Source organism: Pseudoxanthomonas sp. Root630, from assembly GCF_001427585.1.
Classification (GTDB): Bacteria; Pseudomonadota; Gammaproteobacteria; order Xanthomonadales; family Xanthomonadaceae; genus Pseudoxanthomonas_A.
In genome coordinates, this window is the sequence record NZ_LMGY01000016.1 from 52,772 (window position 1) to 78,537 (window position 25,766).

Here is a 25,766-nt window from a genome sequence, read left to right on the forward strand (position 1 = left end):
GGACCTCCGTCACGGAATGAAGGCGTTCCGTCCATCCGTGACGGGCGACACACCTGCGGGGGCAACGGTCCGGCAGGGGTCCTGCTGCCGGGTTTGGACCTGCCGCGTCACACCGGCCGGAGCCGATACTGCCCCGGTGCGTCACTATCTTGACGCACCGGGCCTGCCGTCAACCCTGGCTTTCGGGCCGCATGTAGGGGAACAGCAGGACGTCCCGGATCGAATCCGAGCCGGTCAGCAGCATGACCAGCCGGTCGATGCCGATCCCCAGGCCGCCGGTGGGCGGCAGGCCCACTTCCAGGGCGCGGATGTAATCGGCGTCGAAATGCATGGCTTCGTCGTCACCGCCCTCCTTCGCCTGGACCTGGGCCATGAAGCGTGCGGCCTGGTCTTCGGGGTCGTTGAGTTCGGAGAAGCCGTTGGCCAGCTCCTTGCCGTTGATGAACAGCTCGAAGCGGTCGGTGTAGCCCGGGTTGTCGTCGTTGGCGCGGGCCAGCGGCGAGACCTCCACCGGATGGTCGGTGATGAAGGTCGGCTGGACCAGGGTGTGCTCCACGGTCTTCTCGAAGATCTCGAGCAGCAGCTTGCCCCAGCCATAGGACGGCTTCACATGGATCTTGAGGCGCGCGCAGTGGGCCGCCAGCGCCTCGCGGTCGGTGCAGTCGGCGGCGCTGATTTCCGGGTTGTGGTGGCGCACGGCTTCGTCCATCCGCCAGCGGCGGAAGGCGGGCTCCAGATCGATGTCCTGGCCATCCCAGGTCACCTGGCCGGTGCTCAACACCTCGTGGGCGACGTCGCGGATGACCCCCTCGGTCAGGTCCATGATCTCGGTGTACGTGGCGTAGGCCTCGTACAGCTCCAGCATCGTGAACTCCGGGTTGTGCCGCGTGCTGACGCCTTCGTTGCGGAAGTTGCGGTTGATCTCGTAGACGCGTTCCAGCCCGCCGACGACCAGGCGCTTCAGGTACAGCTCGGGCGCCACGCGCAGGTACAGGTCGAGGTCGAGCGCGTTGTGGTGGGTGGTGAACGGCTTGGCCGCCGCGCCGCCGGGGATGTAATGCATCATCGGCGTCTCCACCTCCAGGAAGCGGCGCGTGTCCAGCCATTCGCGGATCGCACGGATGATCTGCGACCGCTTGATGAACACGTTCCGCGCTTCCGGCGTGACGATCAGGTCCACGTAGCGCTGGCGATAGCGTTGCTCGACGTCCGACAGGCCATGCCACTTGTCCGGCAACGGGCGCAGCGACTTGGTCAGCAGGCGCAGGGCCCCGGCCTTGACCGACAGCTCGCCGGTGCGGGTGCGGGTCAAGCCGCCCTCGACGCCGACGATATCGCCGATGTCCCACCCCTTGAAGGCGTCGTAGGTGTCGCCCAGCGTGTTGGACTGCAGGAACAGCTGGATGCGCCCCGACTCGTCCTGGATCTGGACGAAACTGGCCTTGCCCATCACCCGCTTGGCCATCAGGCGGCCTGCCAGCTTCACGTGGCGACCCGCACTTTCCAGCGCTTCGACCGTCCACAGGTCGGCGTCGCCGTACTGCTTCTGCAGATCGTCCGCGTAGTCGCTGCGGCGGAAGTCGTTCGGGAACGCGATGCCCTGCCCGCGCAGGGCCGTCAGCTTGGCGCGACGCTCGGCGATGAGGCTGTTCTCGTCCTGCGGAGGCGTGTGGTCTGTCATGGGGTCGTGTCGGGTTCTAGAGCGTGGGAGCGACGTGAGTCGCGAGCTTTTTCGGCGGCCGTTCGCGACTTGCGTCGCGCCCACAGGGGGAACGGCCACATCAAGCGTCGATGCGTTTGGCGCCGGCTTCCAGGCCGGATTTCAGGCTGGCCTCGACGAATTCGTCCAGGTCGCCGTCCAGCACCTTCTGCGTATCCGAACGCTCGATGCCGGTGCGCAGGTCCTTGATGCGGCTCTGGTCCAGCACGTAGTTGCGGATCTGGCTGCCCCAGCCGATGTCGGACTTGGTGGCTTCCACCGCATCCCGCTCGGCGTTGCGCTTCTGGATCTCCAGCTCGTACAGCTTCGCGGCCAGCATCTTCATCGCGTTGTCGCGGTTCTGGTGCTGGCTGCGCCCGGTCTGGCAGGCGACCACGATGCCGGTCGGCACATGGGTGATGCGCACCGCCGATTCGGTCTTGTTGACGTGCTGGCCACCGGCACCGGAAGAGCGGTACACGTCGGTTCGCAGGTCGGCCGGATTGATGTCGATGTCGATGTTGTCGTCGACTTCCGGCGACACGAACACCGAGGTGAAGCTGGTGTGGCGGCGGTTGTCCGAGTCGAACGGCGACTTGCGCACCAGGCGGTGCACGCCGGTCTCGGTCTTCAGCCAGCCATAGGCGAAGTCGCCTTCCACGCGCAACGTGGCCGACTTGATGCCGGCGACGTCGCCGCCGCTGGCTTCCATCAGCTCGGTCTTCCAGCCGCGCGATTCGCACCAGCGCAGGTACATGCGCAGCAGGATTTCCGCCCAGTCCTGGGCTTCGGTGCCACCGGCGCCGGCCTGGATGTCGACGAACGCATTGGAGCTGTCCATCTTGCCGGAGAACATGCGCTGGAACTCCAGCTTGCCCACGTGCACGGCATAGCGCTCGACGTCGGCGACCACGGCCTGCGCGGTGTCCTCGTCGTTCTCCATTTCGGCCAGCTCGAGCAGTTCGGAGCCGCCCGCCAGGCCTTCCTCGATCTCGCGGATGCCGTTGACGGTCTTGTCCAGCAGCGAGCGCTCGCGGCCCAGCTGCTGGGCGTAGTCCGGGTTGTTCCAGATGTCCGGGCTTTCCAGCTCGCGGTTTACTTCTTCCAGGCGTTCGCGCTTGGCATCGTAGTCAAAGATACCCCCGGAGCGAGGCCAGCCTGTCTTGCAGGTCGGCGATGCGCTGGCGGATAGGGTTCAGCTCGATCATGGTGCGTTTGAACGGGGGGCGGAATCGGCCGCCAAGGATACCAGAGCCGGACACCTGGCCCGCCGGACGCGTTTCCGGAACAGGAATTGCATGGAAATGCAGGCCCCTGCCCCCGAGTCGTCGCTGGTCATGTCCATCCCTGTCCCGTCGTCCCGCTCCCTGCTGTCAGGCTTGCTCGGCCTGGCGATGCTGGTCGCCCTGCCCTCGTCCGCGGCGGCACCCACACCCGCACCCGCCGGGGACCGTGCCGCGCAGGTCGGCCTGTGCCTGAAGCTGCGGCGCGACGAACCGGTGAAGGCGGTCGCGCTCGCGCACCGCCTGCTGCAGGCGACGGATCTCTCGCTCGAGGATGAACTGAAGACGCTCAGCTGCCTCGGCATCGCCGCCGGCCTGAGCGGCGAACCGGAACAGGCACTGATCGCGGCCGAGCGCATGGAACGTCGGGTGGGCGAGCGTCCCGATCTCACGCCCGACCTCAAGATGCGCGCCTATTCGCATGCCGGCTCCATCTACCAGGGGGCCGGGCACATCCACAGCGCGGAAGCGGCGTACCTGCGCGCCTACGAAGTGTCCTCGCGGCTGGATGCGCGCGATGCCGCGCTGGTGCAGGCCGCCACGCTGACCAACATCGGCCTGATCCATGCGGATTACCTCGATTCGCCCGACGTGGCCGACGCGTACTACCGCAAGGCGCTGGCCGCCGCTGCCACGGTGGGTCTGGAAGACCCCCTCATCCTCCACAACCATGCGTTGAACCTGATCTCGCTGGGCCGCAACACCGAGGCCATGGCCGTCATCACGCAAGGCGAAACCATGGCCACGGCCAAGCAGGCGCATGCCGTGCTGGACCGTCTGCATGCGGAGCGTGCCGGTCTCTGGATCCTGCAAGGCAAGCGTACGCAGGCCAAACCGCTGCTCGACGCCGCAATCCGCTCACAGGAAGCCAGCCAGGATTTCCCGGGCCTGGCGGGCTCGCTGGCCAAGCGTTCGGTCCTGCAGCGGCAGTCGGGCGATGCGGCCGGCGCACTCGCCACCGCGCAACGCGCGTGGACGCTGGTCGATGGCCAGCCGCAGCCGCAGAAGCAGCGTGAAGTCCTGCTGGCGTGGATGGCCGCGCATGCGGCGATGGGCCAGTCCGACCAGGCGCTGGCCGTCGGCGCGCGCCTGCATGCGCTGGAGATGGAATCCCTGAAGCAGCAGCGCCTCGAACTGCTGGCCGACCTGCAGGCGCGCAGCGAGAGCGCCGACGCGCAGCGCGAACTGGAACAACTGCGCCATCAGGCGCAGATCAGCGCCCTGAACGACGACAAGGCGCGGCTGCTGCGCCGTGCCGGCGGCGCCTTGTTGGGGTTGCTGGTGATCGCAGGCGTCGGCTTCGGTCTGCTGCAGCGGCGCAAGAACCGCCAGTTGCGGGCCGTCAGCGCCACCGATCCACTCACCGGCCTGCGCAACCGTCGCGCCGCCGGCGACGCCCTGCAGGCCATGTCGTCGCTGCGCGCGTCCCCCGGGATGCGCCACGTGCTGTTCCTGATCGATATCGACCACTTCAAGAAGGTCAACGACGGCTTCGGTCATCACGCCGGCGACGATGTGCTGGTGGACATCGCCGATGCGCTCCGCGCCCTGTGCCGCCCCGGCGATGTGATCGCACGTTGGGGTGGCGAAGAATTCCTGATGGCTTGTCCGGACCTTACCGCAGCGCAGGCGTGCACGGTCGCCGCGCGCCTGCACGAACGCCTGGGCGGGGCTCGCGAACTCGCGCCGGGCCGCGCCTGGGACCTCACCGTCTCGCTGGGCTTCGCGCCCTTCCCGTTCTTCGAGGAAGGTCGCGAAGGTTGGGAGTACGCCATCCGGCTGGCCGATCGCGCGCTCTACGCCGCCAAGGACCGCCGCAATGCATGGGCCGGCCTGTGGGGGCGCGCCTTGCCCGAGGGCGACAGCGCGGCCGCCGTGCTCGAGGAGCCGGAGAATGCGGTGCGCAACGGTCATGTGGATCTGATGGCGAGCTACGCCATCGAGCGCTTGCCCAAGGTGGTCATGCGGGCGGCGTGATCGGCCGGGCCGCACCAGCATCCGCACAGCGGGCCATCACAGGCGCTTGAAGCCTCAGTCCGCCGCCTGCCAATGACGGATCAGCAACTGGATCCCGCGACGGTTCTGCCAGTCGTCGGTCTCCAGCTGGTACGCCGCGTGGATGCGGGGGGGCGGTGGATGGTCCTGCCAGCCGTTGAAGTGGATTGCATTCAGCGGTGCGGCATGGCCGGCGCGGCGCAGCGAGAACTTCAGGTGCTTTTCGCCGAGCACGCGCCAGTCCAGCACCTCGAAACAGCCATCGAACATCGGCTCGGGGAAGCCCTGCCCCCAAGGGCCCGCACCGCGCAGCGCTTCGGCATGGGCGCGATCGAGCTCGTCCGACCGCAGTTCGCCATCGCTCAGCAGCACTTCCTGCAGCAGTGCTTCGTCGAGCAGCGTCGAGGCCTGCGTGTGGAACGCCGCGCGGAAGGCAGGCAATGCGGTCTCGTCCAGCGACAAGCCGGCCGCCATCGCATGACCGCCGAAGCGCTGCATCAAGCCCGGGTTCGCCGCATCGATCGCCGCCAGCGCATCACGGATGTGGAAGCCGGGAATGGAGCGCGCCGAACCCCGCAGCATGCTGCTGCCCGGTTCGGCGGGGGCGAACGCGATCACCGGACGGTGCAGCCGCTCCTTGATCTTCGAGGCCACCAGCCCGACCACGCCCGGATGCCACTCGGGATCGAACAGACAGGGCGCGAGCGGCACGCTGCCTTCCGCATCGATGCGGGCCAGCACGGCGTGCGCTTCGTCCACCATCTGTTGCTGCACGCCACGGCGCTCGGCGTTGATGCCATCGAGCACGCGCGCCATCTCGGCGGCCTGGGTGGCGTCGTCCGTCAGCAGGCACGCGATGCCGAGCGCCATGTCTTCCAGCCTGCCTGCGGCGTTCAGGCGCGGCGCGATGGCGAAGCCGATATCCGCTGCGGTGAGCCGTGCGGGTTCGCGACCGGCGACGTGGACCAGCGCCTTCAGCCCGGCGCAGGCCTGGCCCGTGCGCAAACGACGCAAGCCGGCCCCCACCAGGGCGCGGTTGTTCGCATCCAGCGGCACCAGGTCGGCGACCGTGCCTACCGCGACCAGGTCGAGCAACGACGACAGGTCCGGCTCCGGACCGTCGAAGGCGCCACGTTCGCGCAGCACGCGCCGTAGCGCGAGCAGCACGTAGAACATCACCCCCACGCCGGCCAGCATCTTGCTGGGGAACGGATCGCCGCGCAGGTTCGGGTTGACGATGGCGTCTGCCGGCGGCAACGCGTCGCCGGGCAGGTGGTGATCGGTCACCAGCACCTGCCAGCCGCGCGCCTTGGCCGCCGCGATGCCGGCGTGGCACGCGATGCCATGGTCGACGGTGACCAGCAGTTCGGGCGACAGCGCCTCCAGCTCTTCGACCAGTGACGGCGACAAGCCGTAGCCGTGGACGATGCGGTTGGGCACCGCCGGCGTTACCCGTCGCGCACCCAGCAGGCAGAGCCCGCGCACGCCGACCGCGCACGCGGTGGCGCCGTCGCAATCGAAGTCGCCGACGACGACGATGTGTCGGTCCGCGGCGATGGCGTCGGCCAGCAGTGCCGTCGCGGCATCGATGCCGCCCAGCAGGTCGGGGGGCAGCAGCTGGGCAAGCCTGGGCTGCGCCTGCTCCATCGAACCAACGCCACGCGCTTCATACACGCGTTGCAGCAAGGCGGGCACGGTCGCGGGCCACGTACCCGCCACGCCCGCGTCGCGTCGCCGGATCCGCGCGACGGACTTCATGCCGGAACGTGGTCGGGGCGCAACGTATCCAGGCGCGGCAGTGCGCGGCGCCAGAACCGCCACCGCTGGTCGCGGCGGAGCGCGAACAGGGCGCCGTCCTCAAAATCGAGTGTCAACGTATCCAGTTCGCCCTTCTTCAAGGCCTCCAGCAGCGGACGCAGCGCATCACGGCACAGCAAGTCCAGGTTGCGCAGATGGCGCAGATCGATCAGCGCGTCCACCCCGCCCTCGCCACCGGCATGGCTGGCATCCACGCCGGCCGACCGGGCCAGCGCCTGCAGCAGCACGTCGTTGCCCTTCACCTGGCGGAAGCCGGTGCGGACGACGTCCGGCAGCGTGCCGGCGCCCCAGAACCACAGGGAATTGACCGGCGGCTTGCCCTGGGCCACGCGCTGCGCATTCCACGGGTGGTTATGCAGCAATACCTGCGCTTCGCTGAGCAGGGCACGCCATCGTCGGCCGGCGTCGCCGTGCGGCAGGTGCGCGAACAGGTCGTCGCCCAGCACGTCGTCGACCGGCACGAACTCGGGCAGCTGGGCGTCCAGCGGCAGGCGCAGGTACCAGCGTGCCGGGTGCGGTGCATCGAGCAGCATGCCCGCATCGCCGAAGAGCGGCTTGAGCACCGGCAACAACTGCGCGGTGTCTTCGATGGAAAGGCCCAGCGACTCGCCATGCGCGAGCATCCGCGCACCGGTCATGTCGGGCGACACCCGCACGGGATCGGCCCGCAGCCAGCGAGCACCCGCGGCATCGCCCGCATCGTGCTGCCGGGTCAGCGCAGCGATCGGCCAGTGGTCCGGCACTAGGTGGAACTGGCGCCGCAACTGCGCGCGTTCACCCGCTTCCACCCGGCTGCTGTCGCTGCGGCCCAGCGCACGCGCCACGTCGTCGGGCAGCGCCTGCCCGACGAGGCGGGTGCGCGCGGCAAGCAGCAGGGTGGCCTGGGCCATCGGGGCTCAGTCTTCGCTGTACGAGACGCCGACGATTTCGTATTCGCGCTGGCCGGCGGGCGCATCGATGGTGACGGAGTCGCCTTCGTGCTTGCCGATCAGGGCGCGGGCCAGCGGCGAGGAGATCGCGATCAGCCCCAGCTTGATGTCGGCTTCGAGGTCGCCGACCACCTGGTAGCGTTTCTCTTCGTCGGTGTCCACGTCGGCCAGCACGACCTTTGCGCCGAACACGATGCGGGAGCCGGCGTTGAGCTTGCTGACGTCGATGATTTCCGAGTGCGACAGCTCGCCTTCGAGCTGCTTGATGCGGCCTTCGATGAAGCCCTGCTGCTCACGCGCGGCGTGGTACTCGGCGTTCTCCTTCAGGTCGCCGTGCGCGCGCGCCTCGGCGATCGCGGCGATCACTTCGGGGCGCTTGACCGTCTTCAGAAGGTCCAGTTCCTGGCGCAGGCGCTGCGCGCCCTGCATCGTCAATGGGGCTCTCACCCTTGAAGCTCCTTGTGCAGTTCCTGCAACGCCAGCACCGGGCCGGTGCCACGGTATTCCAGCGAATGCACCAGCGCCTTGGCGCCAGCGACGGTGGTCGAATAGGTGACGCGGTGCTGCAGGGCCTCGCGCCGGATCGAGAAGGAGTCGGCAATGGCCTGGCGTCCTTCCGTGGTGTTGACGATATACACGATTTCGCCGTTCTTGATCAGGTCCACCACGTGCGGGCGGCCTTCCAGCACCTTGTTGATCTGGGTGCAGTCGATGCCGCGCTCGCGCAACCACGTCGCCGTACCCGCGGTAGCGACGATGGAGTAACCGCGGGCGACCAGTTCCTGCGCCACCGGCAGCACGCGCTTCTTGTCCGGGTCGCGCACCGAGATGAACACCTTGCCCACCGGCGGCGCCTTGATGCCGCCGGCTTCCTGCGCGCGCGCCATGGCGGCACCGAAGCTGCGGCCCACGCCCATCACTTCACCGGTGGAGCGCATTTCCGGCCCGAGGATCGGATCCACGCCCTGGAACTTGGCGAACGGGAAGATCGCTTCCTTGACCGAGTAGTAGTCCGGCACGATTTCCTTGGTGGCGCCCTGCCCGGCCAGCGTCTTGCCGGCCATGCAACGGGCCGCGATCTTGGCCAGCGGCATGCCGGTGGCCTTGGAGACGAACGGCACCGTGCGCGAGGCACGTGGGTTCACTTCCAGCAGGTAGACGATGTCGTCGCTGCCGTCTTCGCTGGACTGGATGGCGAACTGGGTGTTCATCAGGCCGACGACCTTCAACGCCTTGGCCAACTCGACCACCTGGCGGCGCAGTTCGTCCTGTGTCTTCGCCGACAGCGAGTACGGCGGCAGCGAGCATGAGGAGTCGCCGGAATGCACGCCGGCTTCTTCGATGTGCTCCATCACGCCGCCGATCAGGACGTTGCCTTCGGCGTCGGCGATGATGTCCACATCCACTTCGACGGCGTTGTCGAGGAAGCGGTCCAGCAGCACCGGCGAATCATTGGACACCTTGACCGCATCGCGCACGTAGCGCGCCAGGTCGGACTCGCCATAGACGATTTCCATCGCACGGCCGCCCAGCACGTACGACGGGCGCACCACCAGCGGGTAACCGATCTCGCGGGCCAGCAGCAGGGCTTCCTGGTCGTTGCGGGCGATGCGGTTCGGCGGCTGCTTCAGGCCCAGCTTGTCGACCAGCTGCTGGAAGCGCTCGCGGTCCTCGGCCAGGTCGATCGAGTCCGGGCTGGTGCCGATGACCGGCACGCCGTTGGCCTCGAGCGCACGCGCCAGCTTCAGCGGCGTCTGGCCGCCGTACTGCACGATGACGCCCTTCGGCTGTTCCAGTTCCACGATCTCCAGCACGTCTTCAAGCGTCAGCGGCTCGAAGTACAGGCGATCGGAGGTGTCGTAATCGGTGGAGACGGTTTCCGGATTGCAGTTGACCATGATGGTCTCGAACCCATCCTCGCGCAGCGCGAGCGCCGCGTGCACGCAGCAGTAGTCGAACTCGATGCCCTGGCCGATGCGGTTGGGTCCGCCGCCCAGGATCATGATCTTCTCGCGACCGGTCGGGTGCGCCTCGCACTCGTCCTCGTAGGTCGAATACAGATAGGCGGTGCTGGTTGCGAATTCGGCCGCGCAGGAGTCCACGCGCTTGTAGACCGGCTTCACGCCCAGCGCCTTGCGCAACACGCGGACGGCGGCCTCGTCGGTGCCGGCCAGTTGGGCCAGGCGTGCGTCGGAGAAACCCATGCGCTTGAGGCGACGCATGCGCGCCTTGTCCAGCGAGCCCAGACCATCGGCGGCCAGTTGCTGTTCGGTCGCGATGATCTCTTCCATCTGGTCGAGGAACCAGGGATCGATGAACGACAGCGCATGCACCTGCTCGACGCTCATGCCGGCGCGGAAGGCGTCGGCCACGTAGAACAGGCGCTCCGGGCCCGGCGCCTTCAGCTCGCGGCGCAGCTTGGCCAGATCGTCTTCGTCCGCCAGGTCCAGCCCGGTGGGGTCGAGGCCGACCTTGCCGGTCTCCAGGCCACGCAGCGCCTTCTGCAGCGATTCCTGGAAGGTGCGGCCCATCGCCATCACCTCGCCCACCGACTTCATCTGGGTGGTGAGGCGGGCATCGGCCTGCGGGAACTTCTCGAACGCGAAGCGCGGGATCTTGGTGACGACGTAGTCGATCGCCGGCTCGAACGAGGCCGGCGTCTTGCCGCCGGTGATCTCGTTCTTCAGTTCATCCAGCGTGTAGCCCACCGCCAGCTTGGCGGCGACCTTGGCGATCGGGAAGCCGGTCGCCTTGGACGCCAGCGCCGACGAACGCGACACGCGCGGGTTCATTTCGATGACCACCACGCGGCCGGTCTGCGCATTGATGCCGAACTGCACGTTCGAGCCACCGGTGTCCACGCCGATCTTGCGCAGCACCGCGATGGAGGCGTCACGCAGGCGCTGGTATTCCTTGTCGGTCAGCGTCTGCGCCGGAGCGACGGTGATGCTGTCGCCGGTGTGCACGCCCATCGGGTCGAGGTTCTCGATGGAGCAGACGATGATGCAGTTGTCCGCGGTGTCGCGGACGACTTCCATCTCGAACTCCTTCCAGCCCAGCACCGACTCTTCCACCAGCACTTCGGTGGTCGGCGACAGTTCCAGACCACGGGTCACGATATCGACCAGTTCCTCGCGGTTGTAGGCGATGCCGCCACCACTGCCGCCCAGCGTGAAGCTGGGACGGATGATGGTGGGATAGCCGACGCGGGTCTGGATCTCCAGCGCTTCCTCGAGCGTGTGGGCGACGGCGGCCTTCGGGCACTCCAGGCCAATCTCGCCCATCGCCACGCGGAACAGTTCGCGGTCTTCGGCCATCCGGATGGCATCGCGTTTGGCGCCGATGAGCTCGACGCCGTACTTCTCGAGTACCCCGTTGTCCGCCAGGTCCAGCGCGCAGTTCAGCGCGGTCTGCCCACCCATGGTGGGCAGCAGCGCATCGGGCTTCTCCTTGGCGATGATCTTCTCGACCGTCTGCCAGTTGATCGGCTCGATGTAGACCGCGTCCGCCATCTCCGGGTCGGTCATGATGGTCGCGGGGTTGCTGTTGACCAGCACCACCCGATACCCCTCCTCGCGCAACGCCTTGCACGCCTGGGCGCCGGAATAATCGAATTCGCAGGCCTGGCCGATGACGATCGGGCCTGCACCGATGATCAGGATGGTTTTGAGGTCGTTGCGCTTGGGCATGGGGGACTGCTTCCAGGGTTACTGGGCCGCGGCGGGTTGCGCCTTGGGCCCGATGTACTTGTCAAAGAACGCCAGCATCTTGGTATAGAGGTTGACGTTGTTCTGCAGGTCGCGGAATCCGTGCGCTTCCTTCTTTTCCACGATCACGTCGTCCGGCTTCTTGCCGGCCTTGGCCAGCTGTGAGATCAGGAAATGCATGTTCTTGATCGGCACGCGCACATCCTTCTCGCCGTGCACCAGCAGGATCGGCGCCTTGATGCGCTCGACGCCGAAGGCGGGAGACTGCGCCATGCGTTCGGCGGCCGTCGGCGGATAGACGTCCTTCAGGTAGTTGCGACCGCTTTCGTGGCCCATGAAGTCCGCATCGCGCTGCGCATCGAGATCGTAGACGCCCACGTAACCGACGGTGCAGCGGTACAGATCGGGTTCGCGCACGACGCTCATCAGCGCCGCGTAGCCGCCGTAGGACGCACCGTAGATGCACACGCGGTTCGGATCCGCGATGCCCTGGGCGATCGCCCACTTCACCGAGTCGGTCAGATCGTCCTGCATGGTGGTACCCCACTTGCGGTAACCCATGCCCTCGAACGCGTTGCCATAACCACCGGAGCCACGATAGTTGACCTGCAACACGGCGTAGCCGCGATTGGCGAACAACTGGACTTCCGGATTGAAACCCCACTCGTCACGCGGCCCATGCGGGCCACCGTGCGGATTGATGATCAGCGGCAATTTCTTGCCGTTGCTGTTCTTGGGGAGGGTGATGTACCCATGCAGCTCAAGTCCATCCCGAGCCTTCACCACGATGGGCTTCATCGGCGACATTTCTTCGGACTTGATCCAGCCCATGCTGGCGGTCAGGAACTGCGCCTGTCCGGTCTGCCGATCGAACAGGTACGCCTCCGGCGCCTGGACGTCGGAATACACCTGCATCATCAAGTAACGCCCGTTGTCCGAAGCGCGCTGGAAGCGCACGGCCTTGCCCGGAAACGCCTTGGTCAGGCCTGCGTAGACCTTGGTTTCCGGATGCTCCGGAGCAACCCAGTCCCAGTAAGGAACACCATCTTCGTACCACACGCCCAGCAGCGTCTTGCGGTCGCTGCTCCAAAGGTAGCCGGAAGGGCTGACGGTGCCATTGCTCGACAGCTGCGTCTCGGCCCGGGTATCGACATCGAGCAGCACAATGGATTCAGGCTTTCCTTCTGCGCCTTTCGCCATATAGACGCGCTTGTTCTGCGCGTCGAAGCCCAACGGATAGTAGGTCGCGCCATTGCGCTCGCTCTCGTGCACCAGGTTCCACTTGTCGCCATCACGCCGGTAAGTGACGTTGCGACCGTCGTTCATGGCGCCCGCAACAAAGCGCACGTTGCGATCGTGGTCGACCAAGAAGCTGCCCTGTTCGACCGGTGCACTGGCCACATTCATGATGCGGCCGTTATTGACGTTCAGCTTGAAAAGGAACGACGTCTCGACGGAGCGTTGGACCAGGATCGTATCCGGATCTTCGGGCGTCAGATCGACGATGCTGTACGTGTTGCCGTTCGGAATATCGAGTCGTCCCGTTCCATCGATGTTGGCGGCGTACATGTCGCCGCGCGCCGTCTCGAAGTCGAAACGACCCGTCTTGAACGTCACGACGAACAGGAGGCGGTTGTCGTTGACCCAGTACACCTGACGAAAGTGCCGGTTCTCGCCGTAGTCGAACTTGCCGACGACCGCCTGATCGGCAACACGCACGACGGCCAGCAGTGTCCGGTCAGCCTGGGGAACATTGATCGCCATGTGCTTGCCGTCTGGCGACAGCGACACGGTCGTGAACTGGGGATCCTTGAAGAAATCCTGGATCGGCACTTCACGCGCGAAACCCTGCAGCGGCAGCAAGGCCAGCAGCAGCAACAAACGGACCATCACTTTCATCTTCCACTCCCTGAGATGGGGCGACGTCCCCCGCCGCCCGGTACGGACAATCGATGGCACTGGGCCATCCCCCTCACGATGACCGAGCCTGCTCCATGCAGGCGACGAAACGGTCGAACAGCGGTGCGACGTCATGCGGCCCCGGAGAAGCTTCCGGATGGCCCTGGAACGAGAATGCGGGTGCGTCGGTCAGCTCGATGCCCTGGTTGGTGCCGTCGAACAGCGAACGGTGGATCACCCGTACGTTGGCTGGCAGCGAGGCCTCATCCACGGCGAAGCCATGGTTCTGCGAGGTGATCATCACCCGGCCGCTGTCGAGGTCCTGGACCGGATGGTTGGCGCCGTGGTGGCCGTGGCCCATCTTCATGGTCTTCGCACCGGCGGCGAGCGCCAGCAGCTGGTGGCCCAGGCAGATGCCGAAGGTCGGTGTCTTCTGCGCGATGAACTCGCGGATCGCGGTGATCGCGTAGTCGCACGGCTCCGGATCGCCGGGGCCGTTGGACAGGAACACGCCGTCCGGCTGCAGCGACAGCACATCGGCCGCGCTGGTCTGCGCCGGCACCACGGTCACGTCGCAGCCACGCTCGGCCAGCATGCGCAGGATGTTGTGCTTCACACCGAAATCGTAGGCCACGACCTTGTACTTGGCCGGCGCCTGCACGAAGGCATTGCGGTCCAGGTCCAACTGGCCGTCGCGCCACGGGTAGGCCTTGTCGGTGGTGACCACCTTGGCCAGGTCCATGCCCTTCAGGCCGGGGAACTTGCGTGCGGCTTCCAGCGCCTTCTCGACGTCGATGCCGTCGCCGGCCATCAGGGCGCCGTTCTGGGCGCCGCGCTCGCGAAGCAAGCGGGTCAGCTTGCGGGTGTCGATGCCCGCGATGGCCACGATGCCGCGGGTCTGCAGCCACTCCGGCAGGGCCTGCTGGTTGCGCCAGCTGCTGGGGCGGCGCGGCACGTCGCGCACGATCAGGCCGGCGCACCAGACCTTGGACGCTTCGTCGTCCTGGTCGGTGCAGCCGGTGTTGCCGATATGGGGGTACGTCAGGGTGACGAGCTGGCGGGCGTAGGACGGGTCCGTCAGGACCTCCTGGTAGCCGGTCATCGCGGTGTTGAACACCACTTCGCCGACCGAAAGGCCATCTGCGCCTACGGATTCGCCCTCGAATACGGTGCCGTCTTCGAGTACGAGAATTGCGGGTCGAGTCACTGGGTTCGCCTTGGGGTGAAGGAACCCTGCCCCACCGACTTGCGGCTGCAAGAAACCGCAGACGCGGCGTTCATCCGGTCCGTGGCGATGGGTAACAGGCGAGCGGGAATTGTACGGGGAAGCCCTGTTCAGCGCCACCGTTTTTTGCAGCCGGCCGCAGGAAACACGCCTGTCCGCGATGTTGCGTGTTCAGGTTGCGGCGCGACCCATCGCGTGACGCGATGCGTCAATCCAGCAGATCGCGCACGCGGTAGGCGCCCGGCGTACGGCCGGACAGCGCCCGCGCCACGTGCAAGGCACCGCGCGCGAAGATGTCGCGGTGGGTGGCCCGGTGGATCAGCTCGATCCGTTCGCCGAGCCCCGCAAACTGCACCGTATGTTCCCCCACGATGTCGCCGGCCCGTAGGCTGGCGTAATGCACCGGTTGCCCGCCGCTGCCTGCCGCCTGGCCCAGGGTCAATGCGGTGCCGGAGGGCGCATCCTTCTTGTGGACGTGGTGGGATTCCACGATATCGACGCCCCAGCCGGGCAGCGCCGCCGCGGCACGCTCCACCAGCTCGGCCAGCACCGCCACGCCCAGACTGAAGTTGGTTGCCCACACCAGCGGAATGCGCGTTGCGGCCGCCGCCAGTGCTGCCTGCTGGGCCTCGTCGATGCCGGTCGTACCGGACACCAGTGGCACTGCCCGCTCGACGCACAGCGCCAGGATCGGGTCGAAGCCTTCGGGCAGGCTGAAGTCGATCGCCACGTCGAACGCGGGTGCGCCCGACAGTTCCGTCGCCGCGAAATGCGGCACGCCCTCCACCACGCGCTGCGCCGGTGCACGGCGGGTGACGGCGGCGGCGACGGTGTACTGGGCAGGCTGCTCGGCAGCAAGACGAAGCAGCGCCTGGCCCATGCGGCCGGAGGCACCGTGGATCAGCAGGCGTGTGGGGGCGGTGTTCATGGGGCCATGGTAGCGGCCCCGCATGCCGTGGCGTAGCCCCACCGCTCAGCGCGTCTGCGGATATCCCAGGTGGAAGCCCTGTGCGAACGGTACGCCCAGTTGCTTGAGGGTTTCGAGCTGCCGCTCGTTCTCCACGCCTTCGGCGATCAGGTCGGCCCGCGTGCCCTGCGCGAACGTCAGCAGGGCCGCGATCAGCGCCTGCATGCGCGGCCGCTGGTCCACTTCGCGTACCAGGGTGATGTCGAGCTTGATGATGTCCGGCGCCAGCCGCAACACATGCCGGAGGCTCGCGAAACCCGCGCCGGTGTCGTCCACGGCGATGCGTACGCCCACTTCCTGCAGCGCCGACAGGCACTGGTTCAAGCGCCCGTAATCGTCCACGGCCGTGTGCTCGGTGACCTCCAGCACGAGGCGACGCGGATCATGCCCGGCGATGAGGTTCCTCAACCGCTCGCTGCACGCGGTCTCCGGCGAAATGTTGATGGAAAGGAATGACGCAGCCGGCAACACCGCCAGGTGCGTCAATGCGGCCGCGGCCGCGGCGAGCTCCAGTTCGACGCTGAGCCCACTGCGCGCAGCGTCCTCGAACCAGCGCCCCGTGGACAGGTCGTATTCCAGGGGAAACCGCGCAAGCGCCTCGTAACCGGCCACGGCGCCGTCCGCCAGGCGGACGATGGGCTGCAGGGCCATCGTGATCTGCCGTTCCGCCAGCACCTGCAGCAGGCGCTCGCGGGCGTCCTGCACATGCCTGCGATCACGCTCGCCCTGCCCCATGCGCGCTTCCAGCGCTGCGCGCATCTGCGCATGTTCGATCGCCTTGTACATGCTGGCGGCCACCAGCGTACTCAACTGCTCCAGTGTCTTGCAGGCGGTGTCGTCATAGGCGTGGGGCGTGGTGGCCAGCACCTTCAGCACGCCGACCACCTGTCCGCGGAACCGAAGCGGCGCGACCAGCATCGAGCGAAGGCCCACGTGCCGACAGGCATCGCGGTTGACACGCGGGTCGTCCTCGCTGTCGTCGCAGCGCAGCACGCGAGCTTCGGTGATGCAGCGCCCGGACAGGCTCCCTTCCACGGGAAGCGTCATGCCGATCTGGCTCTGGGCGATGCCGCTGGCCGACCAATAACGCATCAGGTCGCCATCGCGGATTTCGAGCACCGCGCCCGCCGAGCCGGTGAGCTCCTGCGCGCGATAGGTGATGGCATCGACCACATCCTGCGGTTCGGGCCCCGCCGCTGCGATCTCGCCCTGCGCCGCGACGATGCGCGTCAGCAGTGCGATGGCTTCTTCGTCGGATACGCCCGGGCCTGCTGCTGCGGGCCGCACCGACGACAACGACGCCACTTTGCGATCCCGACTCATCTCCGACACTCCTTGCGGACGATGAACATGATGCATGCCCCGATGCATGGAGGTCGTGATGCTAGAGCGACCTGTGAGGCGCTGTCGAGTAAACGTGTTTACACGAAGCCGTGTGGATGCCGCGCGACGTCAGTCTTACGGCGCGATCCCGGTCAGGCGCTTCTGCCAGTTTTCCAACGCACCTCGTTCGAGCCGTCGCTCGAACAGCGTCCGCCACGACGGCACCAACGGCAACGCGAGCAGGTCGTGCAGCACCCCGACGTCGATGGCGCGCTGGTACAGCAGATCGATGAAGCGGGAGAGCGGCCATGCAGCATAGGGACGCGCCTCGAGCATGATGGTATCGCCCTGTTGCACCTGGCCCGGTTCGATCACGCGGTAGTACCAGCCGGTACGCCCGGTGTCCTGCACGCGGCGCGCCATGTCCGGAATCCCGAAACGGTCGGACAGCTTCCAGCACGGCTGACGCGATTGCGAGACCTCCACCAGCGCCGAACCCAACCGGAAGCGATCGCCCAGGCATACGTCGGCCTCGGTCATGCCAGTGGTGCTGATGTTCTCTCCGAACGCCCCTGCCCTCGCGAGCAACGGGTGCAGCCCGACGTCTTCCCGCCAGGGCGCGTAATGGTCGCGCGGATAGTGATGGATGGCCTTGTCGGGACCGCCGTGAACCCGCAGGTCGCCCTGCTCGTCGCTGGCAAGCCCCAGCGTGGTGACGCGCTGGGGGCCCTGCACGCTCGCCTTGGCGATGGCGCTGACGCTCCCGGCACGGGTGAATGGCACGGCTTTGCCGACGAGCACATCTTCGATGACGAAGGTCGCGGCAGTAAGGAGGGGCGACGTCATGGCAGCACCCTGCCCAGTCCGCTCGCATCGATCTCGGCTGCAGCGCGTCCCAACGCCACGGCATCCACATCCGCGTCGAATCCGATCCGGAAGTGCACCTCACCTTCCGGCGTGCGCGAGGAGTGGATGGACGACAGGCTGACACCATGCCGTTCGAACACATGCAGCAACGCGCGCAGCGAGCCTGGACGATCCTCAGGCAGATGCACGCTGAGCGCTTCCCGCCCGGCGAGGTCGGCCAGCAGGTACCCGATACGCTCATAGCTGTAGTTGCTTTCCGCGAGCATCGCGGCGCCGATGGCGTCGTGGTTGTCGGAAAGGAACTCCCGGCGGAACGCCGCGCGCGCCGCGTCGCTCCCCTCGCCCACCAATTCGGCCATGCGCCCGATCTGCCGCCCCAGCGACGCCAGCACATCGCCCGCATAGGGATTGCCGAACTGGATGTCTTCGTAGATCGCAGGATTCAGCGACAGGATGCGGGCGATGATGGCGGCATCCATTTCGAACGAGGCCGAACGGAACGGCATCAGCGCCGCCAGGTCGCCGGCATGCGCGGCTTCGTGGCGCAACACGCCGGCCTGCGCCAGGTGCGTGGCGTGGACCATCGCCTGCACCAGCGCCATCACGCGGTCGTGCTGCTCGGGCGAGGCCTGCACGCATTCGGCTTCCAGCGCGGCGAGCAACGATGCGACCCAGGGTCGCCAGGTCTCCAGCCGTGCCTCGCTGACCACCATCACCCGGCCTTTCAACGTCGGCGCCTTCGGCGGTGCGGTCATCGGATGCAGGCCTACGACCTCGGCCCGCGAAGCGAGCATTGCCGCAATAGGCGCCGCCTTGATGGAGGTCACGTCCAACCACAGCCGGCCCGATTCGGCGCCGCCTGCGATATCGGCGTAGCGCGCGATCAGGGCCGCCGTGTGGCGGATGGGCGCACAGAACACGAGTACGTCGGCGCGCGCGACCAGGTCCGCTTCAGCCATGCTCGAGGCATCGGCCGGGTCGTGGCCGATGACCTCGAGGCCCATTCGCGCGTGGAAGAAGCGCGTCAGCCAGCGTCCGTACGCGCCGGCGCTGCCGACGATACCGATCAGCGGACGGGAGACGGGCGTCACGCGTGGCACCGGGGCACTCACTGCTGCGTAGCTCCTTCCGCGGTCAGGTACACGACCTGCGCACGCAGCTCGGGCATGATCTTCCGCATCACCCGGGCGAAGCCGTCGTTGTACTCCGGCGAGCACACGGGGCCGGGCGTGCGATCGTCCAGCGTGCGCCGCACGTGCAGGCGTGCGCCCTCCTGCCGGAACGTCGAGACATAACTGAGCGTACCTTCGCGCAGGCTGACGTCCTTCGGGACGGCAACGATCCGCATGGATGCCGGGAACTCGAAGGTGTACTCCTCGTCCGAATGGTAGGCACCACAGCTGCTCTCGCCCGCGGGCTGGTCGGGATCGCCGAGTTGCGAGGCCACCAGCATGGAGACCGGCGTGAAGTTGAGGAACCAGGGCTGCACCTGGAAGCCGCCACTCGTCGGGAGCATCTGGTGGACTTCGAAGTCCGCATCCATGTTGAAGGTTTCCAGCATCGGCACGGGATCGTCGTACTTCACCTTGCCGCTCGCCGTCAGCGCGCTGCTGCGGAAGTAATTGCGCACCAGCTTGTCGACATCGCTCGCCCCGACGTTGCGGAACTGCGCGCGCGCCGCGACCGCCATCCGCCCGCTCAACTCGACCCGTTGCGAGCCCTTGATCGAACCATCCGGTTGGATGCGGAGGGTCGTGTGCAGCTTCTGCCACTCCGAGCCGACCTGCGTCACCGGCGTGGTGGTGCCGTCGCGATGACCGTCCACCAGCAGTACCGGTTTGCCCGCCGCACCGTCCGGCAGACTGCCGAACGGCACCGTGGCCGCGGTGGAGTCCACGTAGAGGTCCAGGCTGGGGATGTAGTTGATCACGTGGTTGACGACCGACGCGACCGGGATGTCCGGCAACGTATACGTACCGCCGGCGTTGATGAGCGCCTGGGTACTGTCGATGCCGCGCGCCTTCAGCAGCGCCTGCAGCAGGGTCGCATGGTCCTTGCAGTCGCCCATGCGGTTGTCGAGCACCACGTCAAGATCGCGCGGGACCACCGCGCCCAGGCCGATGCAGTTGCCTGCATAGGTGATCTTGGTGGATACCCATTCGTAGAGTTTCTTCGCCGTCTCCCGCGGGTCCTTGCTCTTGCCTGCGATCTCCGCGGCAAGCGAGCGCAGCCGTGGCGTCAGCGCCGCCTTCGCATTGGCGGGGCCACCGTACGCTGCGGCGATGTCGGCGTAGCGCGCGAAGGTGGAGAACGCGTAGCCCGGATAGCGGTCGGCGGTGAAGACCGTATCGCGCAGGGTTTCGCGGTCGACCGGCTGGCGGTTGCTCCATTGCCAGCGGACGATCCGGCGACCGTCGCGGGTTTCGACCGCAGGCTGCGTCATCTGCCAGTTGCGCCAGGTGGCCTGCATGGCCTCGGGCGCGTCGATGGTCACCTTCACGTCGCCGTAGTACGCCGCGGGGCTGTAATTGCGGATCACCGAGAAGTGGCCCGGGAACATCGGCTGCGTCGCCGTCACCCGGTACGTGAAGACCGTGGTGTCGCCGACAGCGAGCTCCGGGAACACGACGGTGAGCGTCGTCTGGTCGGAGTAGATCGGCGAATCGCCTTCCCGTCCCGAACTGCTGCTGACCTGGTAGTTGCCACGCGGCACATCGACGCGGCGGCCGTCGGGCTTCAACGTGTAGGCTTCGACCACCTCGGCCTTCTGGATGCTGGTGCTGTAACTGACCGATGCATCCTTGGCCGCTTCCAGCGCGCTGTCCTTCAGCACCTTGATCGCGGTCTCCTGTTCCTGCACGAAACTGCCGTCTGCATTGAGTACGAAGCGCGTCGACTCGCGCTCGACCTGCAAGGGCCGGTCATCGGCCGCCCAGGCGGGCGCCATGACGACCAGCGCCAACCATCCCCACCCCTTCCCCATGTTCGTACGCACGCGATCTCCCTTCCTCGTGGACGTGAATGAAAACGGCCCCGGGATTGCCGGGGCCGTCGCAGGATGCCACAAGCCGCACGCGTCCGCGGGCGGCGGGGTGTCGCATGGACTCAGGACGTCATGCGGTCCCAGAACCCTTTCACGCCATCGAGGAAGGTCGCGGATTTCGGCGAGTGCTTGCGCGCTTCCTCACCGACGAACGTCGCCTCGAATTTCTCCAGCAGCTCGCGCTGCTCGGGCGTCAGGTTGACCGGGGTTTCCACCACCACGCGGCAGTAGAGGTCGCCCTCGCTGCGGCTGCGGACGGACTTCACGCCCTTGCCGCGCAGGCGGAACAGCTTGCCGGTCTGGGTCTCGGAGGGAATGCGGATCTCCGCTTCGCCATGGAGGGTCGGCACGCGTACCGTGTCGCCCAGTGCGGCCTGCGAGATGCGGATCGGCACCTCGCAATGCAGGTCGTCGCCGTCGCGCTGGAAGATATCGTGCTCGCGCACGCGCACTTCCACGTACAGGTCGCCCGGCGGCGTGCCGGGAGGTCCCGCCTCGCCTTCGCCGGTCAGGCGGATGCGGTCGCCGCTGTCCACGCCGGCCGGGATCTTGACCGACAGGACCTTCTCTTCCTCGATACGTCCGGCGCCGTGGCACTCGGTGCAGGGATTCTTGATGGTCTGGCCGCGGCCGCCGCAGGCCGGGCACGCCTGCTGCATGGCGAAGATGCCGCGCTGCATGCGCACGTTGCCCCGCCCGCCGCAGGTGCTGCAGGTCTCCACCTTGCCGTCGGCGGAGCCGGAACCGTTGCAGGGCGTGCAGGCGACGAGCGAGGGGATCTCGATCCGCTTCTCGACGCCGGCGACCGCTTCCTCCAGGTCCAGCTCCATCACGTAGCCGACATCGGCGCCACGCCGCGCGGCACGCGCGCCACCGCCGCCGAAAATGTTGCCGAAGATGTCGCCGAAGATGTCGCCCATGTCTGGGCCGCCAGGACCGCCGGCGCCGCCCATGCCGTGCTCGAACGCGGCATGCCCATGGGCGTCGTAGGTACGGCGCTTGGCCCCGTCCGACAGCACTTCATAGGCTTCCTTGCATTCCTTGAACGCGGCTTCCGCCGCGGCGTCGCCAGGATTGCGGTCAGGATGGTGCTTCATCGCGCAACGGCGATAGGCCTTCTTCAGGTCTTCGTCGCTGGCGTCGCGGGCCACGCCCAGGACTTCGTAGTAATCGCGCTTGCTCATGTGCTGTCTGGCTGATCTCGCAGGGTCGCCGGATGGCAAAACGGGAGGCCGTGGCAGGCCACGTCTCCCGTTCGCCGCATCCCGTGGGCCGGGATTACTTCTTGTCGTCCTTCACTTCGGTGAACTCCGCATCGACCACGTCGTCGGCCGGTGCCGACGAACCGCCGCCCGCGCCACCGGCACCCGGCTGTTCGCTGGAAGCGGCCGCCGCGTACAGCGACTGGCCGGCTTCCTCGAGCGCCTTGGCCTTGGCTTCGATCTGGGACTTCTCGTCGCCCTTCATCGCGGTTTCCAGGTCGGCCAGCGCCGCCTCGACCTTGCCGATCACATCGCCCGGCACCTTGCTGCCGTGCTCGGCGATCGCGCCGCGGGTGGCGTGGATCAGGCCGTCGGCGTGGTTGCGCGCCTGGACCAGTTCCTGGAACTTCTTGTCCTCTTCGCGATGCGCTTCGGCATCGGCCACCATGCGCGCGATCTCGTCCTCGGACAGACCGGAACCGGCCTTGATCTCGACCTTCTGTTCCTTGTTGGTCTTCTTGTCCTTGGCCGACACGTGCAGGATGCCATTGGCGTCGATGTCGAAGGACACCTCCACCTGCGGCATGCCACGCGGCGCGGCATCGATGCCCGACAGGTCGAACTTGGCCAGCGACTTGTTGAAGCGGGCCTGCTCGCGCTCGCCCTGCAGCACGTGCACCGTCACCGCGGACTGGTTGTCCTCGGCGGTGGAGAAGGTCTGCGAGGCCTTGGTCGGGATGGTGGTGTTCTTCTCGATGATCTTGGTGAACACGCCACCCAGCGTCTCGATGCCCAGCGACAGCGGGGTCACGTCGAGCAGCAGCACGTCCTTGACGTCGCCGGCCAGCACGCCGCCCTGGATCGCGGCGCCCAGCGCCACGGCCTCATCGGGATTGACGTCCTTGCGCGGCTCCTTGCCGAAGAACTCGGCCACCGCCTGCTGCACCTTCGGCATGCGGGTCTGGCCGCCGACGAGGATGACTTCGCCGATGTCGCTGGCGCGCAGGCCGGCGTCGTTCAGCGCGATGCGGCACGGCTCGATCGTCTTCTTCACCAGGTCTTCGACCAGCGCTTCCAGCTTGGCGCGGGTCAGCTTGATGTTGAGGTGCTTCGGGCCCGAGGCGTCGGCGGTGACGTACGGCAGGTTCACTTCGGTCTGCTGCGAGCTGGACAGCTCGATCTTGGCGCGCTCGGCGGCGTCCTTCAGGCGCTGCAGGGCCAACGGATCCCGGCGCAGGTCGATGCCCTGGTCCTTCTGGAATTCCTCGACGAGGTAATCGATGACGCGCTTGTCGAAGTCCTCGCCACCCAGGAACGTGTCGCCGTTGGTCGCCAGCACTTCGAACTGCTTCTCGCCGTCGACGTTGGCGATCTCGATGATCGACACGTCGAAGGTGCCGCCGCCCAGGTCGTAGACGACGATCTTGCGGTCGGCGCCGCCTTCACCCTTGTCCAGACCATAGGCCAGCGCGGCCGCGGTGGGCTCGTTGATGATGCGCTTGACGTCCAGGCCGGCGATCTTGCCGGCGTCCTTGGTGGCCTGGCGCTGGCTGTCGTTGAAGTACGCCGGCACGGTGATGACGGCTTCGGTGACGGTCTCGCCCAGGAAGGCTTCGGCCGTCTTCTTCATCTTTTCCAGGATGCGCGCGGAGATTTCCTGCGCCGACAGCTTCTTGCCGTCGTTGGTCTGCACCCAGGCGTCGCCGTTCTCGTGCGCGATGATGTCGTACGGGACCAGGTCCAGGTCCTTCTTCACTTCCGCGTCGGTGAACTTGCGGCCGATCAGGCGCTTCACCGCGTAGAAGGTGTTCTTCGGATTGGTGACGGCCTGGCGCTTGGCCGAGGCGCCGACCAGCACCTCGCCGTCCTTCGTGTAGGCCACGATGGAGGGGGTGGTGCGGTCGCCTTCCGAGTTCTCGATGACGCGGGCCTTGCCGCCGTCCATGATCGCCACGCACGAGTTCGTCGTGCCCAGGTCGATGCCGATGATCTTGCCCATGATGGATGTCGCTCCCTAGCGAATGCTGATGTTGGACCCGGCGATCGGCCGGGTGGATGGTCCCGATATAGGGGTGCGATGGCTCGGTTCAAGCGCCGTCGCGAGGCCGTTCAGTCGTGCTTGGCCACGACCACCAGGGCCGGGCGCAGCAGGCGGCCATTGAGCACGTAGCCCTTCTGGAACACCTGCACCACGCTGCCGGGTGCCGCGCCCGGTGCGTCGGCCTGGCTGATGGCCTGATGGTGTTCGGGGTTGAAGGCTTCCCCGGTGGGGTCCAGCAACGCGAGGCCGTTGTCGCCCGCGACCTTCAACAGCTGCTTGAACGTCAGCTCGAGGCCATCCTTGAGCGGACTCGGCTCGGCACCGGCGGCGGCCAGGCCGGCATCCAGGCTGTCGAACACCGGCAGCAGGTCGCCCAGCAGGCGCTCGTTGGCGAATTTGCGGGCCTGCTCGATGTCGCGCGCGACGCGCTTGCGCTGGTTCTCCAGGTCGGCGCGCTCCAGCAGCGTGGTGGCGCGCAACTGGTCCAGCTCGTTGCGCAGCGTTTCCAGCTCGGCCAGCAGCGCGGCATCGGTATCGGTGGACTCGGGCGCGTCGCCCGGCATGGCATCGTGGTCGTGCGGTTCGTTCATTTCGGTTCCCTGGCGGCAGGTCCAGCCGCCCAACCGGGAACCTATGGGGTCGGCGATTCCGGATTCAAGGCCGCGCCCAGGACATCGGCGGCCGCCTGCACCACCGGAATCACCCGGTCGTAGGCCATCCGCGTGGGCCCGATCACCCCCAGCACGCCCAGCACCTGGCCGCCGGCCATGTACGGCGCGGTCACCACGGAGACCCCGTCGTGCGGCGCCAGGCCGGTGTCTTCACCGATGAAGATCCGCACGCCCGGCGCGCGGATCGTGCGTTCCAGCAGCTGCAGGATCTCGCGCTTGCGGGCGAAGGCCTCGAACAGGTCGCGCAGCCGCTCCAGGTCGGCGAGCTCCTGCACGCCCATCAGGCGGGTCTGCCCGGCCAGGACCACGTCGTCGTTCGGCGGGGTGAGCGCCTGTTCGGCCAGCTCGATGGATTCGGCCAGCAGGCCCTCCATTTCGGTCTGGGCCGTGCGCAGGTCGCGCAGCAGGGTGGCGCGGATGTCCGCCAGCGGCCGGCCGGCGAACTGGGTGTTCAGGTAGTTGGAGACGCGCTCCAGCTCCGAGCGTTCGTAGGGGCGGCGGGTCTCGATGACCCGGTTCTGCACATCGTTGTCGGCGAACACCAGGATCGCCATCACCCGCTTGCCATCCAGGGGCACGAAGTCGATGTAGCGGAACGCGAACTGCTCGCGCCTGGGCACACTGACCACACCGACGAAGTGGGTCATCGCCGACAGTAGCTCGGACGCGTTGCCCAGCAGGGCCTGCGTGCCCGCACCGCTGGGGAGCTCGGAGCGCAGCCGCGCCACCTCGCCCTCGCCCAGCGACTTCACCTGCACCAGGCTGTCGACGAACACCCGGTAGCCCTGTGCGGTCGGGATCCGACCGGCCGAGGTGTGCGGCGAACTCAGCAGGCCGACTTCTTCGAGCTCGGCGAGGATGTTGCGGATCGTGGCCGGGCTGACCTCGAGCCCGGCATGCCGGGCCAGGGTCTGCGAACCCACCGGTTCGCCGTCGCGGATGTAGCGCGAAATCAGCGTGCGCAGCAGATGGCGTGCGCGCGGGTCCAGCGGGGGCGACATCGAAGACATACCGCATAGATAGCGCCAACGCAGCGCCCCCCGCAAGCACCCGACGGCCGCGTCTCGACCGGTGCGACGCCGGGCGGCGAGCATCGC

Annotated in this window: 18 protein-coding genes; 1 reads left to right on the forward strand and 17 read right to left on the reverse strand. The window is 67.2% G+C overall.

Features of this window, described 5'->3' with window-relative positions:
• Window positions 1-169 precede the first annotated feature (169 nt).
• Entirely contained in the window at window positions 170-1,681 is a 1,512-nt protein-coding gene (lysS, locus tag ASD72_RS12535; RefSeq protein WP_056880295.1) for a lysine--tRNA ligase, read from the reverse strand.
• Window positions 1,682-1,781: 100 nt separating this feature from the next.
• Window positions 1,782-2,907, reverse strand: a protein-coding gene (gene prfB, locus ASD72_RS12540; protein WP_155944630.1) for a peptide chain release factor 2 whose coding sequence is annotated in 2 segments (ribosomal slippage) — window positions 1,782-2,831 and window positions 2,833-2,907 — 1,125 coding nt in all. Because the reading frame shifts where the segments join, the coding sequence is not laid out codon by codon here.
• 129 nt (window positions 2,908-3,036) lie between these two features.
• Between prfB and ASD72_RS12545 the strand changes: the two genes are divergently transcribed.
• On the forward strand, window positions 3,037-4,959 hold the full coding sequence (locus ASD72_RS12545; protein WP_162250386.1) for a GGDEF domain-containing protein: 1,923 nt from the start codon (window positions 3,037-3,039) through the stop codon (window positions 4,957-4,959).
• Window positions 4,960-5,013: 54 nt separating this feature from the next.
• Here the strand turns inward: ASD72_RS12545 and recJ are convergent, their stop codons facing one another.
• From recJ to hrcA, 15 genes are all read right to left on the reverse strand, one after another.
• Window positions 5,014-6,735, reverse strand: a complete 1,722-nt coding sequence (gene recJ, locus ASD72_RS12550) for a single-stranded-DNA-specific exonuclease RecJ (protein ID WP_056880298.1) — start codon at window positions 6,733-6,735, stop codon at window positions 5,014-5,016.
• The gene (locus ASD72_RS12555; protein WP_056880299.1) at window positions 6,732-7,685 is read right to left on the reverse strand and encodes a hypothetical protein; all 954 of its coding nucleotides are present in this window, start codon (window positions 7,683-7,685) and stop codon (window positions 6,732-6,734) included. Before ASD72_RS12555 ends, recJ begins: the two co-directional genes overlap by 4 nt.
• A 6-nt stretch (window positions 7,686-7,691) precedes the next feature.
• The gene (greA, locus tag ASD72_RS12560; RefSeq protein ID WP_056880300.1) at window positions 7,692-8,171 is read right to left on the reverse strand and encodes a transcription elongation factor GreA; all 480 of its coding nucleotides are present in this window, start codon (window positions 8,169-8,171) and stop codon (window positions 7,692-7,694) included.
• The gene (carB, locus tag ASD72_RS12565) at window positions 8,168-11,413 is read right to left on the reverse strand and encodes a carbamoyl-phosphate synthase large subunit (protein WP_056880301.1); all 3,246 of its coding nucleotides are present in this window, start codon (window positions 11,411-11,413) and stop codon (window positions 8,168-8,170) included. Before carB ends, greA begins: the two co-directional genes overlap by 4 nt.
• An 18-nt stretch (window positions 11,414-11,431) precedes the next feature.
• Window positions 11,432-13,330 (reverse strand): S9 family peptidase, encoded by a 1,899-nt coding sequence (locus ASD72_RS12570; RefSeq protein ID WP_162250387.1) that lies wholly within the window; start codon window positions 13,328-13,330, stop codon window positions 11,432-11,434.
• A gap of 73 nt (window positions 13,331-13,403) precedes the next feature.
• Complete coding sequence (carA, locus tag ASD72_RS12575) at window positions 13,404-14,537, reverse strand: glutamine-hydrolyzing carbamoyl-phosphate synthase small subunit (protein WP_056880303.1); 1,134 nt, start codon at window positions 14,535-14,537, stop codon at window positions 13,404-13,406.
• Window positions 14,538-14,763: 226 nt separating this feature from the next.
• A complete protein-coding gene (gene dapB / locus ASD72_RS12580; RefSeq protein WP_056880304.1) occupies window positions 14,764-15,483 on the reverse strand; it encodes a 4-hydroxy-tetrahydrodipicolinate reductase in 720 nt (239 codons plus the stop codon).
• A gap of 45 nt (window positions 15,484-15,528) precedes the next feature.
• Window positions 15,529-16,845, reverse strand: a complete 1,317-nt coding sequence (locus ASD72_RS12585; protein WP_081420322.1) for an EAL domain-containing protein — start codon at window positions 16,843-16,845, stop codon at window positions 15,529-15,531.
• 135 nt (window positions 16,846-16,980) lie between these two features.
• Complete coding sequence (locus ASD72_RS12590) at window positions 16,981-17,691, reverse strand: MOSC domain-containing protein (RefSeq protein ID WP_056880305.1); 711 nt, start codon at window positions 17,689-17,691, stop codon at window positions 16,981-16,983.
• On the reverse strand, window positions 17,688-18,803 hold the full coding sequence (locus tag ASD72_RS12595; RefSeq protein WP_056880306.1) for a prephenate dehydrogenase: 1,116 nt from the start codon (window positions 18,801-18,803) through the stop codon (window positions 17,688-17,690). The genes ASD72_RS12590 and ASD72_RS12595 overlap by 4 nt, the downstream gene beginning before the upstream one ends.
• Before the next feature lie 17 nt (window positions 18,804-18,820).
• On the reverse strand, window positions 18,821-20,707 hold the full coding sequence (locus tag ASD72_RS12600; RefSeq protein WP_155944631.1) for a DUF3857 and transglutaminase domain-containing protein: 1,887 nt from the start codon (window positions 20,705-20,707) through the stop codon (window positions 18,821-18,823).
• Between the two features lie 110 nt (window positions 20,708-20,817).
• Window positions 20,818-21,939: a molecular chaperone DnaJ gene (gene dnaJ / locus ASD72_RS12605; RefSeq protein ID WP_056880308.1), complete on the reverse strand. Its 1,122-nt coding sequence runs from the start codon at window positions 21,937-21,939 to the stop codon at window positions 20,818-20,820.
• 94 nt (window positions 21,940-22,033) lie between these two features.
• Window positions 22,034-23,956, reverse strand: a complete 1,923-nt coding sequence (gene dnaK / locus ASD72_RS12610; protein ID WP_056880309.1) for a molecular chaperone DnaK — start codon at window positions 23,954-23,956, stop codon at window positions 22,034-22,036.
• A 110-nt stretch (window positions 23,957-24,066) separates the two neighbouring features.
• Window positions 24,067-24,588: a nucleotide exchange factor GrpE gene (gene grpE / locus ASD72_RS12615; protein ID WP_056880688.1), complete on the reverse strand. Its 522-nt coding sequence runs from the start codon at window positions 24,586-24,588 to the stop codon at window positions 24,067-24,069.
• Between the two features lie 41 nt (window positions 24,589-24,629).
• The gene (gene hrcA, locus ASD72_RS12620) at window positions 24,630-25,679 is read right to left on the reverse strand and encodes a heat-inducible transcriptional repressor HrcA (RefSeq protein ID WP_056880310.1); all 1,050 of its coding nucleotides are present in this window, start codon (window positions 25,677-25,679) and stop codon (window positions 24,630-24,632) included.
• Between the last annotated feature and the right edge of the window lie 87 nt (window positions 25,680-25,766).